We start from the raw sequence: 14,031 nt of genomic DNA, 5'->3' as shown, positions 1-14,031 counted from the left end.
CCCCCTAAGCCGAGTTTTCAAGGTGCTGCGCCGTCCACTTGGTTTTCGAGACTGGCCTTTTAATTCTAACGTAAAGCCAACCTAGAACGGCGGGGTTTCAGACCCAAAATTTCCGATGATCAAGTATAAAGTTTTCGTTTTCGGGAGTCAGAATTCTCCGAGTCAGGAGACGAGCGCACACAAGAGCATACTTCATCCTTAGGATCAAATCCTTAACTACTTAAATATTCAGCCACAGGGCATCAGCAAATGATGCCCTTTTATTTATTAAACCTCTTGCATAATTAATTTTTGGTGGTTCAAAAACGTCCTATAAGCTGTTCGTAATTTAAATTGCTTGTTGAGACGAGGCACTCTTGCACTCTTGCACTCTTGCAAAGGGCAACACCCCCCAACCCCCACGTCGGGGTAGGGCAAGGGGGGGAGATTCGGCTAATCTAAGAATAAGCGGTTTAAATACGTCTTAGCTTAATACTAAATCCTGTTTAAAAGGTATAGGAGAGCAGGGGAGCGGGGAGCAGGGGAGCGGGGAGCGGGGGAGATGGGAGCGGGGAGAATAAATAAAATAATCTCCTGAATTCTGACTACTGACTCCTAACCCCACCAACAAACTTTTTGCCGCAAACCCTAATTAGAGATTTTTCAGTACAAAGGCTCTAAAATTGCCAGTGCCATTTATTGGACTGAAGACTTGTTTTTTCGGTCTTGTGGCTTTATCATGGGTACTGTGTGGTGTGTGTGATGTGAAGGAGTAAGATGACTGCTAATAGCCAACTTATCTCCGTCAAGGCTCTACAAGCTTTGATGAAGCGAGGGTTCAAACCTTCGGTCTCTGGTAGACGGCATCAAAAATCTTGGTTAATAGCTTTAGACGGCGATACCTCAAAACGATTATTCGATATCGTTTTCTCCCTATCGGTTCTAATTTTCTTTTCGCCGCTTTATTTAATCTTAGCCTTATTGATCGCGATTAGTTCCCCCGGTCCGGTCTTCTATGTGCAGAAGCGCGTCGGTCAAAACTTCCAGCATTTCAACTGTATTAAATTCCGTACTATGGTAATGGATGCGGATAAGGTATTAGAGAGACTGATGGAAGACTCTCCCCAACTGCGGGCGGAATTCGAGGATAATTTCAAGCTTAAGGACGATCCCCGTATAACTTGGATTGGCAAGTTTCTCCGCTTAACCAGTTTAGACGAGTTTCCCCAATTCTGGAACGTCCTGCGAGGAGATATGAGCGTCGTCGGTCCGCGGCCTTTAGTTCCCGAAGAATTGCAGAAATATGGCAATCGCATCGACAAAGTTTTAACTATTCGCCCCGGTTTGACTGGTTTATGGCAAGTTTCGGGACGTAATGACATACCCTATCCCCTGCGGGTGCAGATGGATGTGTATTACGTTAATTCGCGTAACTGGTTAACCGATATCTGGGTAATCTTCAGAACTATCGGTGTTGTGGTTTTTCCCAAAAATAACGGTGCTTACTAAAGCGGTGAATAGTAAAAAATTACTCACTGCTGTTTCAATGTAATTAATCGCTAGACTGGAGGAGAGAAGGGCAGAACTTGCTTTTTTCTCCTCTTTTTTTGAGAAATATTATGACAGTAATTAAGTGAAGTCAAAAAAGAATTGTAATCATACCAAACCGGGGACTTTGCGATAGATAGAAGCGAGCGATCCCCGGAATCCTACACTGGTGAATTCTACCGCATCCCCGGCTTCATAGATCTGTTCTTTCCAGATTCCAGAATCCTCGCGACGGTGACATTCAATTTTCCTCTGGTTTTGATGGATAAGAATGTATTCTTTTAAGGTGGGACAGGTTTGATAATCGCTAAATTTATCACCCCTATCAAAGGATTCCGTAGATTTCGATAATACTTCAATAATCAGAACGGGATAGAGAATAAAATCATCGGTATTGTTAATCTCTCTCTCGTCACAAACCACCGCAATATCGGGATAATAATAACAATTTGCCTCCTCTAACCGGACTTTGATATCGGAAGTGAGAACAAGACAGGGACTATCATCGAGATGGATATTCAATAAAGTAGCTAGATTTGTATTTAAGACAATATGCGGCTTTTTTGCCCCTACCATCGCATAAATCCGTCCTTTTCGGTACTCGTGCTTGATCGGACTGACTCTTTCCCCTTCTAGATACACTTCTGGAGAGACATAAAAAAAATTAGGATTCGTCACCATGGTCCTCATACTCCCTATCCTCGAATAACTGAATTATAGCCTTTCGGAATCATTGCTCTTGGACTCAATCTCGGTAGACTGATAGATCAATGATTGTCACTTGTAATATTTATATTACAATTATGTGACAGAATAGAGATAACGACTCTCAAAGGGACGTTATTTAGGAATGAATCCCGAAAACGATTGATATCCATAGGTTTGCCAGAATGTCCAACGCTAAAAGTTACAAAGATACCGTTAATTTGCCTCAAACTGACTTTGATATGCGAGCAAATGCCAGTAAACGTGAGCCAGAAATCCAGAAATTCTGGCAAGATGAGCAAATATATGAGAAATTAGCGCAAAATAACCCCAAAGAATTATTTATTCTCCACGATGGACCACCCTACGCTAACGGGTCTCTGCATATCGGTCATGCTTTAAATAAAATTCTCAAAGACATTATCAATAAATATAAACTGCTGCAAGGCTACAAAGTGCGCTATGTGCCGGGTTGGGATTGTCACGGGTTGCCGATCGAACTGAAGGTTTTACAAAGTCTCAAAAGCTCGGAAAAAGAGGGTCTAACCCCTTTGAAATTACGTCAGAAAGCCCACGATTTTGCCCTTCAAACGCAAAAAGAACAGTGTGAAGGTTTCAAAAGGTATGGAGTCTGGGGAGACTGGGAAAATCCCTATTTAACCCTACAACCCGAATACGAGGCCGCTCAAATTGCCGTATTCGGAAAAATGGCCCTAAAAGGTTATATTTATCGGGGACTAAAACCGGTTCACTGGAGTCCCAGTTCTCAAACCGCTTTAGCTGAGGCCGAATTAGAATATCCCGAAGGTCACACTTCCAGGAGTGTCTATGTTGCTTTTCCGATTACATCAGTTTCAACCCCGGTTTTAACGCCATTTTTGCCTAATTTATCCGTGGCTATCTGGACGACTACCCCCTGGACTTTACCCGGGAATTTAGCCGTCGCATTAAACCCAGAATTAAACTATTCAGTGGTGGAAACTAGCGAGTCTAATTATCTAATTGTAGCGACGGATTTAGTCGAAAAATTGGCCGACACTTTTAACAGGACTTTGACGATTAAAGCAACGGTTAAAGGTCTGGAATTAGAACATACTAAATATCGTCATCCTTTGTTTGACAGAGAAAGTGCGATTCTCATCGGTGGGGATTATGTCACCACCGATTCCGGCACTGGATTAGTTCACACGGCCCCCGGCCATGGTCAGGAAGATTATATCGTCGGTCAACGTTACGGTTTACCGATACTTTCTCCCGTGGATGATCAGGGAAATTTCACCGCAGAAGCGGGACAATTTGCGGGTTTAAATGTCTTGAAAGATGCTAATGAAGCAATAATTTTAGCACTGACAGAAAAGGGTGCCTTACTTAAAGAAGAAGCATATCAGCATAAATATCCCTACGATTGGAGAACCAAAAAACCGACAATTTTCCGCGCAACAGAACAATGGTTTGCTTCCGTGGAAGGATTCCGGGAATTAGCTTTAGAAGCAATTGATTCGGTGCGTTGGATTCCTGCAACGGGTAAGAATCGCATCACTTCTATGGTTAGTGAAAGAAGCGATTGGTGTATCTCTCGTCAGCGCAGTTGGGGGGTTCCTATTCCTGTTTTTTATGACGAAGAAACGAATGAACCTCTGTTAACGGAGGAGACGATTAATCACGTTCAAGCTATCTTTGCGGTCAAGGGTTCTAATGCTTGGTGGGAGTTATCGGTAGAGGAATTGTTACCTCCCAGTTATCGCGATAATGGTCGCAGTTATCGCAAGGGAATGGATACTATGGATGTGTGGTTTGATTCTGGTTCTAGTTGGAATGCGGTGGCTAATGCTCGACCAGAATTAAGTTATCCTGCGGATATGTATCTAGAAGGATCGGATCAGCATCGGGGATGGTTTCAATCGAGTTTATTAACCAGTGTCGCTGCTAATGGTATTGCTCCCTATAAAACGGTGTTAACTCACGGTTTTGTTTTGGATGAACAGGGACGAAAAATGAGTAAATCTCTGGGGAATGTCATCGATCCCAATGTGATCATTAATGGTGGTAAAGACCAGAAAAAAGAACCCGCTTATGGGGTGGATGTGATTCGGTTATGGGTGTCCTCGGTGGACTATACCAATGATGTGAATATCGGTCAAAATATTCTTAAACAGTTGGTAGATATCCGTAATAAAATCCGGAATACTGCCAGGTTTTTACTGGGGAGTTTAAATGATTTTGATCCCGTTAAGGATGCGGTAGCTTATGAAGATCTACCGGAGATCGATCGCTATATGTTACATCGTATCTCGGAGGTGTTTACGGAAGTTACGGCAGCTTTTGAAAGTTTCCAATTTTTCCGCTTTTTCCAGACGGTACAGAATTTTTGTGTTGTCGATTTATCTAACTTTTATATCGACATCGCTAAGGATCGTTTATATATTTCTGATCCTAATTCTTTCCGTCGTCGCAGTTGTCAAACAGTCTATGCTATTGCTTTAGAAAATCTCGCTAAAGCGATCGCTCCTGTCCTCTCTCATCTAGCGGAAGATATCTGGCAATTTCTCCCCTACAAAACTCCTTATTTATCGGTATTTGAGTCAGGATGGCTAAACATCGATCCTGCTTGGAATAATCGCGAATTGGCCGATAAATGGGCGAAATTCCGGCAGCTACGCACCGAAGTTAATAAGGTGATGGAAACTGCCAGAAATGATAAAGCGATCGGTGCTTCTTTAGAGGCAAAAGTTTTACTTTATGTTCCCGATGAAAGCTTACAACAGGAGTTAGAATTATTCAACAATTGTGATAGTTTAACGGGAAATAAAGTCGATGAATTGCGTTATCTATTTCTCTCCTCTCAAGTGGAATTAGTTAGTGATATTAGCGCGATTCAAACCGCAGAATATAAAGGAGAATCGGACTTTGTTTCGGTGGGAATTGTCAAAGCAGACGGCGAAAAATGCGATCGCTGTTGGAATTATTCCACTCAAGTGGGAAAATTTGCCGATGATCCCACTATTTGCGAGCGCTGTAATGCCGCTTTAAAAGGAGAGTTCTAAGCTAAATTAAAAGGGTGCTTTATTGTTTAATAAAGTACCCTTAGTTGCTTCTACAAACTTAAACTTATAGAAATTCAAGATCAAGAAAAATATGAATGTTAGCGATCTTAAGAAAACTGCCTTGATATATTGGCCAGTTGAATTAGCAGAAAAAGAAAAACTATCTAGTATAATTCCCTTACTAATACGAACTCAAGAAAGTTTTATCAGTATATTAAGAATAGCATCTAAAGACCCATTCTCATGGATAACAGCCTTAGATTTATGTGATGAACTTTATCCTAATCTATTTTTAAAACATCTCTGTGTTCTATCTGATATTGGTGGAGAAAATTTAAAACGATTCTCTTCAGAACTTTCTAGGGATTTTTATTCTAAAGATTTTGAGTTTATATTTCGAGACAAAATTTATCAATACCAGTTTGTTTCTTTGAAAAATAGAGCTACATGGAATAATAAAAATTTGGGATTAGACGGGGAGGGGATATTAAAACCTTGTTCTCTTAGCCAAGAAATCCGAGATGTTATTATGCTAATAATGTTCGGTGGTTTGGCAACCTCTATAAATGTTCCTGATGAAATAGAAGAAAAATGTATTATTGGTGCTATGATAGGTAACATTAGACTTCTGGAAGAATATATTAAGCATCGTTACATCTGGGTTAGTAAAATTACTGGGGGAGCAAAATCGAATAAAATGGGTCAGCTTGCTCAAGAATACATTAGAGAAAAATTGAAAGTATATTTACCTGAGTGGGATTTTTCTAGAAAATCTATACCAGGAATAAGTCAAAATGAGGGTAGAACACTAACCAAATTTGATATAGTGGGAATACCACCTCATGATCGACCACCTTACTGGGGTATTGAAGTATCATTTCAATTTACTACTAACAGTGTTGTAGAAAGGAAAGAAAAATTGGCTAGAGATAGACGAGAAATTTTAAACAGACAGCACCATAAGGTTGCTTATGTAGTTGATGGAGCGGGAAATTTTGACAGAAGTTCTTTTATACAAGACTTAATTGATTTTAGTGACTGTGTTGTTAACTTTAGTGAAAATGATCTTAAGCGTTTAGCTAAAACTATGGAGTATTCAATTAAAAATGAGCCACAAAAGTGAAAATTGTCTACCACTAAAAATTATTGAAATACAGCCCTCTGCGTTAGAAGATAATTATCAAAATATAGGCAAAAACTCTAATGTCTATTTTCTTCATCTTCCGACTATTAAACAATGTAAAATCAAAGAAATATCTAATCTTAAAGATTACTTAATTAGTTTTGCAAATGAATTAGATGATAAAAGTGTATTGTGTATATTGTCCAATGCAGAAATTGCCTGTCAAGTCATATCGTTTTTAGAAAAATCTACATATTTCAAGCTATGGGTTGCTATCAAAAGAAGTCAAGCATTAATGGATGAGAGCTATATGTTAGACAACCATGTATCTTTGACGATGTTTACTAAATACCGTTCACCTTTAAAGCATAATAAAACTTTAATTGAGTATTCTTATTGTCCCTCCTGTAATAAAACGACAAAAGATTATGGAGGTAAAAAACATTTATATAGTCCATTGGGAACATTAATGTCAGATGTGTGGAGGGACATAAGTTATTCTCATCAAAAAATACCTCAAGATATTCTTGAAAGAATAAAGGATCTTTTTGGGTTAGAACCATATCAATTTGTGTACTATATAGATCTACAAAATTATTTTGCCACCATCGACAATAATCAAAAAATAAAACCTCTAGAAAATACAACTAATAATGTCATATACAAACAACCAAGTAATTTGATTAAAAGCAATCTACTAATTAATGATGATTGCTTAAATTATCTACGATTATTACCCAATAATTCAATAGATTTTGTTTTTGCCGATCCTCCTTACAATATCCAAAAAAAATATGATATATGGAATGATTGTCAGGATAATAATCAATACATAAAGTGGTGTATTGAATGGGTCAATGAACTGGCTAGAGTATTAAAGAATGGAAAAACTCTAGCACTCCTCAATATTCCTATATACTTGGCTAAATACTATGAATTTAGCCAAGGAGTTTTAGAATTTCAAAATTGGATAGTTTGGGAAAGTCTTAGTCTTCCTGTAAGACAAATAATGCCTGCACATTATGGTATTTTGTGCCTAGGCAAAGGTAGATCAGAAATTAAAAAAATTAGTAATGAAAGTATTTATGATTATAATTTTTCTTTAAAAGAATGGTATTGTATTAGAGAGCAATGTATCAAAAAAAGAAATAAAGATAAAACAGTAGATAGAGAACCGTTAACTAATATATGGTGGGACATTCATAGACTAAAGCATAATTCAAAACGTGTAGATCACCCATGTCAACTACCTCCAACACTAATGAAACGTATTCTCACTATATTTACCGAGGAAAATGATTTGGTATTAGACCCCTTTAATGGCTCTGGTACAACTACTCTGGTTGCCTCTATCATGAACAGACGATACATTGGCATTGAAATTTCTGAGCAGTATCATTCTTTAGCTGAACAAAGACATACAGAGTTAGAAAATGGTGTTGATCCATTTGCTAAAAGAGATATTATTCCTAAGGCTAAAAATAGTAGAGTTAATCGCATTAAAAAACAAAAATATGATGTTTCTAAAAAAACTTTACAGCTAGAAGTCAGAGATATAGCGCTAAAAATAGGACGAAAACCAACCAGAGAAGATATAGAAAAGTACAGCCAATATCCTTTCAGATACTTTGACGAATATTTTGCTGATTGGGGAGAAGTTTGTAGCGCTGTCGGTGATAAGGGTATGCAAGAAAACAAGGACATAGATAACTACCCAAACTTTAAGCAGCTTGAGCTACCATTTGAGTGATTCTTAATAATGTTGACTTATTTCTCACAGGATCGCTTAGTCAAAATTAAACCCCCTAACCGGCGAAAATTAACTGCAAGCGATCGAAAAACTGGGAAAATATTCAATTGATTCAATGTCATCTTTTTTAACTATCCTGCCCATGAATAATCAGGTCATCCGTACTGATAAAGCTCCGGCCCCTGTGGGTCCCTATAATCAAGCGATCGCCGCTACCGGTCCTTTTCTCTTTGTTGCGGGACAAATTCCCCTAGATCCCGTCACGGGTGAAATCGTCTCCGGGGAAATTAGCGCCCAAACCGAACAAGTTATGGCCAATCTAGAGGGCATTTTAACCGCTGCTGGGGCTAATTGGTCAAATGTGGTGAAAACTACCGTCTTTCTCTCGGATTTAGCCAATTTCGGGGCGATGAATCAAGTTTATGCCCGTTATTTCCCCCCGGAAACTGCCCCGGCCCGGGCCTGTGTGGAGGTGGCCCGTCTTCCCAAAGATGTGCTAGTGGAAATAGAATGTATTGCCGCTTTAGCCTAAAAATTAAGGTGGGCAATGCCCACCCTAAGGGAATCTCCCTCTAGACTACTAAAGCTTCTAGGATCGTCTTATTGTAGATAATTCGCCCTACAGTAGTACGCACATACTGAGAAATTATCTGACCATCCTTCTCGCGGGTTTTGCGCTCCCGATAATATTTCCAGATGCTGCCATCGGGGAGAGTTTCCGTTTCCAGGACTTCCTCATCGGGTTTATTGGTTTTCACCTTTTCTCCGACGGGTAAACGCAACCACACAGAAGCGTGTAGATCCACCAATCCCTGATCAAAAGCGCGAATAGCGTCATCCATGCTGGCGAAATAACGACCCCCACCCTTTTGGGCCTTGGGATTTTCGGCCGTGAGATAATAACAACCCAAAACCATATCCTGAGAAGGGGCAACAATCGGGCGACCGGTCGCCGGTGAGAGAATATTATGACAAGCTAACATCAACAATCGCGCTTCCGATTGTGCTTCCAGGGAGAGGGGAATATGTACGGCCATTTGGTCCCCGTCAAAGTCAGCGTTAAAAGCGGGACAGACGAGGGGATGTAACTGAATCGCCCGGCCCTCCACCAATATCGGTTCAAACGCTTGAATGCCCAAACGGTGCAGGGTAGGAGCGCGGTTTAACATCACCGGGTGTCCCGTGATCACTTCATCCAAGACGTGCCAAACATTGGCATCCCCCCGTTGGATCATTTTCTTGGCTGCCTTGATATTATTGACGATGCCTAATTTAATTAAACGATGGATAACGAAGGGCTGGAACAATTCGATCGCCATTTCCCGGGGTAAACCGCATTGATAGATCTTCAATTTCGGACCAACAACGATAACCGAACGTCCCGAATAGTCAACCCGTTTACCGAGGAGATTTTGACGGAAACGCCCCTGTTTACCCTCGATAATATCCGATAAAGACTTCAGGGCGCGATTATTGGCCCCCACCACCGTGCGACCGCGACGACCGTTATCAATTAAAGCATCGACGGCCTCCTGTAACATCCGTTTTTCGTTGCGGACGATAATTTCGGGGGCGAGAATTTCTTGCAGACGGGATAAACGGTTATTGCGGTTAATCACCCGACGGTAGAGATCGTTCAGGTCAGAGGTGGCAAAACGGCCGCCGTCCAACTGCACCATCGGGCGTAAATCGGGTGGAATCACGGGAATTACGCTTAAAACCATCCATTCTGCCTGAGAACCCGTGGCGATAAAGTTATCGATTACCCGGAGACGTTTAATTAATTTTGCTCGTTTTTGCCCCTTACTTTCGACAATTTCCGTCCGCAGTCTTTCCGCTTCTTCTTCCAGGTTAATTTCCTGTAAGAGTCTTTGGATAGCCTCGGCCCCGATACCCACTTCAATGCCGACTAATTCCGAGTCCTCCGCGTAGATTTCTTCTTCGATCTCTAACCATTGATCTTCGCTGAGGAGTTGTTTATAACTAAGATTGCCCGCATTGCCCGGATCGAGAACCACATAGGCATTAAAATAGACGATTTGCTCCACGTCCCGCAGGGGCATATCGAGCAGGATACTGAGATAACTGGGAATACCTTTAAGATACCAAACGTGGGTGACGGGGGCGGCTAATTTGATAAAACCCATGCGATGACGACGTACCCGCGACTCGGTGACTTCTACCCCGCAACGTTCACAGACAATTCCCCGGTGACGGACGCGTTTGTATTTACCGCACCAACATTCCCAGTCTTTGGAGGGGCCAAAAATTTTCTCGCAGAATAACCCATCCATTTCCGGTTTAAGAGTCCGATAGTTGATCGTTTCTGGTTTGGTTACTTCTCCGACGACTTGACCGTTAGGTAGGGTTCTTTCTCCCCATTGCCGAATTCTCTCGGGGGACGCTAAACCGATTTTGACGTAATCAAATCTTTGATCTGTTGGAGTCTTCATTCTGAATTTTTTACTATGGGTAATGATCTGGGTTGACAACTATTGGGCAGAAACGACAGTTAACTCAGTCACTTTTTCTTCGGGTCAAACTGGCCCGACCGAGTCCGGGACATTACATTATACAATTTTTCTAGTTCGATCGACCATTAAGTGATATTTTCCCAGATGGTGATGCTGCCGTCGGCCGCCGCCGCCGCTAGGTGGCAATAATCGGGGCTGAGAACTAAACTGGAAATTGGCGATGATCGCTCATTGGTGGCGCTGAGAGTTGCGATCGCCTGTTGATAATTAGCTAACCAGATTTTAATCTCTCCGTCGGTTCCCCCCGTAAATAACCATTGACCCTCCTCTCCGAATACCAAGCTTGTCACCTGACCATTATGGGCATTGATCACCCGAATTGGCGCAAAATGACCGCTTTTCTCTCGATCGTATTGCCAGATTTTCACCGTACCATCCACACAACCGGCGGCAATAATCTGACCATCGGCAGCGATCGCAAGACTCTGCACCGAAGAAACGTTACCTGATAAGACGGCGATTTTTTCTCCCGATCCTAATTGCCAGAGGGTGACAGTGCCATCACCTCCAGCTGCGGCGATAAAATCTTGATTAGGAGCCACTGCTAGGGCATAAATTGCCCCCAGACTGTCATAGGAACTAAATTCTTCGGTTTCCTGCTCTAAATTCCACTGTTTTAGGGTTTGATCGTAACTACCACTAACCAAAAAATGCCAACGGGGGGCAAAATCTAGGCCGTGAATCGAACCGAGATGACCGAGGAAAATTTGATTTAATTCCAGATTATTGGCATCGCTGGCTAAAGTCCATAATTTAACGGTTTGATCGAATCCTCCCGTCGCTAGATGATAATCGCCGTTTCCGGTGACTGCTAGGGCTAAAATGCCCTGATCATGAGCTTCAACCGTATTAATCAGGGTTCCTCTCGCAAAATCCCAGATTTTTAGGGTACGATCCCAACTAACGCTCATTAAAAACCGTTGATCCTCGGTAATTGCGATCGCTGTAATCATTTCCCGATGGGCGGCCAGACGGCGATAATAATGCCAATGGGGTATATCGACGGGGGTGGAAGTGGGAGTTAAATTAAGGGCGGGTAGGGTGACTTGTGGCTCATTTTCCGCTTTTGTGGCGGTAATATCCGCCGATTCTTCGTTAATCGGCAAAATCTCTCTGTGTAAGCGACCGTAGGATTTTTCCAGATGTTCGATGCGTTCCAGCAGCGCGTTACGGTTGATGTATTGAATAATTTGATTGTAGGACTGTTCGAGGGCGAGAATATTCTCCTCTAATTCTGCGACCGCACGGGCGTTATCGCTGGCCACCGCGGGACTGAGGGACTGTATTTGTGCTGATAAAGCTTCTTTTTCTTCTTCCCACTGATCCTGTAAATGACCGGTCATTTCAGTTAAGCGTTGACGTTGTAGGGTTCTTTCTCGGAGACGATTGAGAATATTCAACCCGAAAGTCACTACTAGGAGGAACAAAGGCAAAAACCCCGCACCCATGGCGATAAGGGTAAGCAGGGTTAATACTAGGGCGATATATTCCGCTAATTCTAGCCAATGGGGGCGATGGTCGGTCATTTTGCAGTTACCAGTAAAGGAATTTTGATCATCTCCTGATTTCAGACTCATGGTAACGCTAATTGCTGCCTTGGGATTGACTAAAATTAATTTTTAAGCAGGAGTTAAGACTTTTTCCTTAGTTTCTATCGGTGCGGTTAAAGCGGATTCTAAATCGGCTTTCCCTAGTCTTGCTTCCAAAATTTTCAGCACTTCCCGTCCAAAATCATCGGGATTTTGTCGCCATGCTTGCAGACAAACTTCGCCAAAGAATGACCCCAAAGGTTCAGGATTCCAGAGCAGTTTTTTGGCTGTCCAGGGCATTAAACTCATGGGATCATAGTCGGGTTTAAGAATTTCTTTTTTGAGGGCGTATTCTTCTAGATGGGTGTGGGGTTGTAGTCCGATAAAAAAGATGGCTGGTTCCACTTTATCGACTCCAAAAATGTTTTCTAATTCCCGATGATAGGCGATAGTTTGACGAATAGTTTCCAGGGTTTCATCAATAACATTAAAGGAATAATTTACCGAAACCAGATCATTAAAACCGGCCGCTTTTAAGTCCCGACAATTTTGCAGAACTGTCCGCAAATTATAGCCCATCCGCATTTTGCGGACTAATTCCTGAGAACCACTGGTGATACCAATTTCAAAGTAGTTCATACCTGTTTTTACCATTAAATCGCACAGTTTCGGGGTGAGATTATCGGCACGAATATAGGCAGCCCAACGTATATCTTTCATCCCAGCATCGAGGATTTTTTCTAATAGTTCTTCTACATCGTCGATAAATTTTCTGGCGGGGATAAATTGGGCATCGGTAAACCAGAAATTGCGAATGCCGCGGTCGTATAATTGGCGCATTTCCTTAACTACTTCATCGGCAGGATTAATGCGTACTTGTTTCCCTTCGACGACGGTATAGATGCAGTAGCAGCAGTTATGGGGACAGCCGCGCTTGGTTTGTACCCCGATATAAAAGTCGTTTTCTTGGAAATAGTAGGAAAATTCCGGCCAAATACTGGCGATGTAGTCGTAGTTACAAGCGGATTTTTCTAAGGGGGTGGGGGATTCGTGGATTAAACGCGGCCGGGGTGTGGTTTCTCCGACGACATAACAACGTTCATCGCTAAAGTCCCGGCCGGAGAGGAATTTTTCTAGCAGGGTTTCCCCTTCTCCCACTGATACAATTGTTCCTATGGGCAGTTTGGTTTTTAGTTGTTCGTAGAAAACACTGACGGCACCACCCCCGACGATAACTCGCGCTTCGGGATGGTATTTTTTGGCCCGCTGCAACCCGCGGCGAATTAGTGCCTGATTGCGCCATAATTCGCCGTAGTAGGCTGTTGTCACCTTTAAACCTCCTAAAGCACCTCGCAGCTTGATTAGGGGGTTTTTAGCGTAGTAAAATTCAAAGGCGTTTTGCAGGGGATTGCCACCGCGACCACCGACGGGGGCATATATTTGAATATCCCGCCAGGAGAATACTAGCAGGGTCGGCCGAAATTCGTCAACACAGCGATCGAGTGCCTGGTTAAAGTCTAAGGGGGGGACGGTGCCAAGGTCAAAAATCCTTTGTTCGATGTCGGGGAATAGTTTATGAACGTGGTCGGAAAGGTAAACGACACCGATGGGGAAAATGGGGTTACAGGGGAGTCTAACGTAGAGGATGCGTTGCGCTTGCGGTTGAGTCATCGAAAATTTTGGGTCTGAAACCCCGTCGTTCTACGACGGCTTTACTGTTAAATATTAGCACATTTACGAAATATATGCTAAAATGTGAGACATGGAAAAAGCCTACTCGTTTCGATTTTACCCAACACCCGAACAAGAGTCGCTATTG

At 42.2% G+C, this 14,031-nt stretch carries 10 protein-coding genes; 6 read left to right on the top strand and 4 right to left on the bottom strand.

All coding sequences use genetic code 11. The features are described from left to right. Positions 1-756 precede the first annotated feature (756 nt). Positions 757-1,488, top strand: coding sequence for an undecaprenyl-phosphate galactose phosphotransferase family protein (locus tag IM500_RS14120; RefSeq protein ID WP_002760967.1), 732 nt, complete (start codon positions 757-759; stop codon positions 1,486-1,488). A 147-nt stretch (positions 1,489-1,635) separates the two neighbouring features. Here IM500_RS14120 and IM500_RS14115 read toward each other — a convergent pair whose 3' ends face one another. Continuing rightward, a complete protein-coding gene (locus tag IM500_RS14115) occupies positions 1,636-2,208 on the bottom strand; it encodes a Uma2 family endonuclease (RefSeq protein WP_002760969.1) in 573 nt (190 codons plus the stop codon). 209 nt (positions 2,209-2,417) lie between these two features. Between IM500_RS14115 and ileS the strand changes: the two genes are divergently transcribed. The 4 genes from ileS (at position 2,418) to IM500_RS14095 (ending at position 8,681) form a co-directional block, all read left to right on the top strand. Next, on the top strand, positions 2,418-5,276 hold the full coding sequence (gene ileS / locus IM500_RS14110) for an isoleucine--tRNA ligase (protein WP_190722108.1): 2,859 nt from the start codon (positions 2,418-2,420) through the stop codon (positions 5,274-5,276). A gap of 91 nt (positions 5,277-5,367) precedes the next feature. Then, the gene (locus tag IM500_RS14105) at positions 5,368-6,399 is read left to right on the top strand and encodes a hypothetical protein (RefSeq protein WP_190722107.1); all 1,032 of its coding nucleotides are present in this window, start codon (positions 5,368-5,370) and stop codon (positions 6,397-6,399) included. Further along, positions 6,383-8,149, top strand: a complete 1,767-nt coding sequence (locus IM500_RS14100; protein WP_147069667.1) for a DNA methyltransferase — start codon at positions 6,383-6,385, stop codon at positions 8,147-8,149. The genes IM500_RS14105 and IM500_RS14100 overlap by 17 nt, the downstream gene beginning before the upstream one ends. A 142-nt stretch (positions 8,150-8,291) precedes the next feature. Then, positions 8,292-8,681 carry a RidA family protein gene (locus IM500_RS14095; protein ID WP_043996983.1) on the top strand — a complete coding sequence of 130 codons (390 nt, stop codon included), beginning with the start codon at positions 8,292-8,294 and terminating at the stop codon, positions 8,679-8,681. 40 nt (positions 8,682-8,721) lie between these two features. Here the strand turns inward: IM500_RS14095 and IM500_RS14090 are convergent, their stop codons facing one another. From IM500_RS14090 to IM500_RS14080, 3 genes are all read right to left on the bottom strand, one after another. Further along, positions 8,722-10,602: a DNA-directed RNA polymerase subunit gamma gene (locus tag IM500_RS14090; RefSeq protein ID WP_079205989.1), complete on the bottom strand. Its 1,881-nt coding sequence runs from the start codon at positions 10,600-10,602 to the stop codon at positions 8,722-8,724. 146 nt (positions 10,603-10,748) lie between these two features. Beyond that, complete coding sequence (locus IM500_RS14085; RefSeq protein ID WP_190722106.1) at positions 10,749-12,260, bottom strand: WD40 domain-containing protein; 1,512 nt, start codon at positions 12,258-12,260, stop codon at positions 10,749-10,751. A gap of 42 nt (positions 12,261-12,302) precedes the next feature. Beyond that, complete coding sequence (locus IM500_RS14080; protein WP_190722105.1) at positions 12,303-13,883, bottom strand: photosystem II high light acclimation radical SAM protein; 1,581 nt, start codon at positions 13,881-13,883, stop codon at positions 12,303-12,305. A 91-nt stretch (positions 13,884-13,974) separates the two neighbouring features. Between IM500_RS14080 and IM500_RS24520 the strand changes: the two genes are divergently transcribed. Beyond that, positions 13,975-14,031 (top strand): helix-turn-helix domain-containing protein (locus tag IM500_RS24520; protein ID WP_155119799.1); only part of this gene is annotated, 57 nt, incomplete at its 3' end.

This window comes from Microcystis sp. M179S2, assembly GCF_020245805.1.
Lineage (GTDB): Bacteria > Cyanobacteriota > Cyanobacteriia > Cyanobacteriales > Microcystaceae > Microcystis > Microcystis aeruginosa.
This window is presented reverse-complemented; position numbering and strand designations above follow the sequence as displayed.

Excerpts from the sequence above, each read along its gene's own strand:
- IM500_RS14115 (WP_002760969.1), bottom strand. The coding sequence starts at position 2,208 with ATGGTGACGAATCCTAATTTTTTTTATGTCTCTCCAGAAGTGTATCTA.
- ileS (WP_190722108.1), top strand. The coding sequence starts at position 2,418 with ATGTCCAACGCTAAAAGTTACAAAGATACCGTTAATTTGCCTCAAACT.
- IM500_RS14085 (WP_190722106.1), bottom strand. The coding sequence starts at position 12,260 with ATGAGTCTGAAATCAGGAGATGATCAAAATTCCTTTACTGGTAACTGC.
- IM500_RS14105 (WP_190722107.1), top strand. The coding sequence starts at position 5,368 with ATGAATGTTAGCGATCTTAAGAAAACTGCCTTGATATATTGGCCAGTT.
- IM500_RS14090 (WP_079205989.1), bottom strand. The coding sequence starts at position 10,602 with ATGAAGACTCCAACAGATCAAAGATTTGATTACGTCAAAATCGGTTTA.
- IM500_RS14080 (WP_190722105.1), bottom strand. The coding sequence starts at position 13,883 with ATGACTCAACCGCAAGCGCAACGCATCCTCTACGTTAGACTCCCCTGT.
- IM500_RS14095 (WP_043996983.1), top strand. The coding sequence starts at position 8,292 with ATGAATAATCAGGTCATCCGTACTGATAAAGCTCCGGCCCCTGTGGGT.
- IM500_RS14120 (WP_002760967.1), top strand. The coding sequence starts at position 757 with ATGACTGCTAATAGCCAACTTATCTCCGTCAAGGCTCTACAAGCTTTG.
- IM500_RS14100 (WP_147069667.1), top strand. The coding sequence starts at position 6,383 with ATGAGCCACAAAAGTGAAAATTGTCTACCACTAAAAATTATTGAAATA.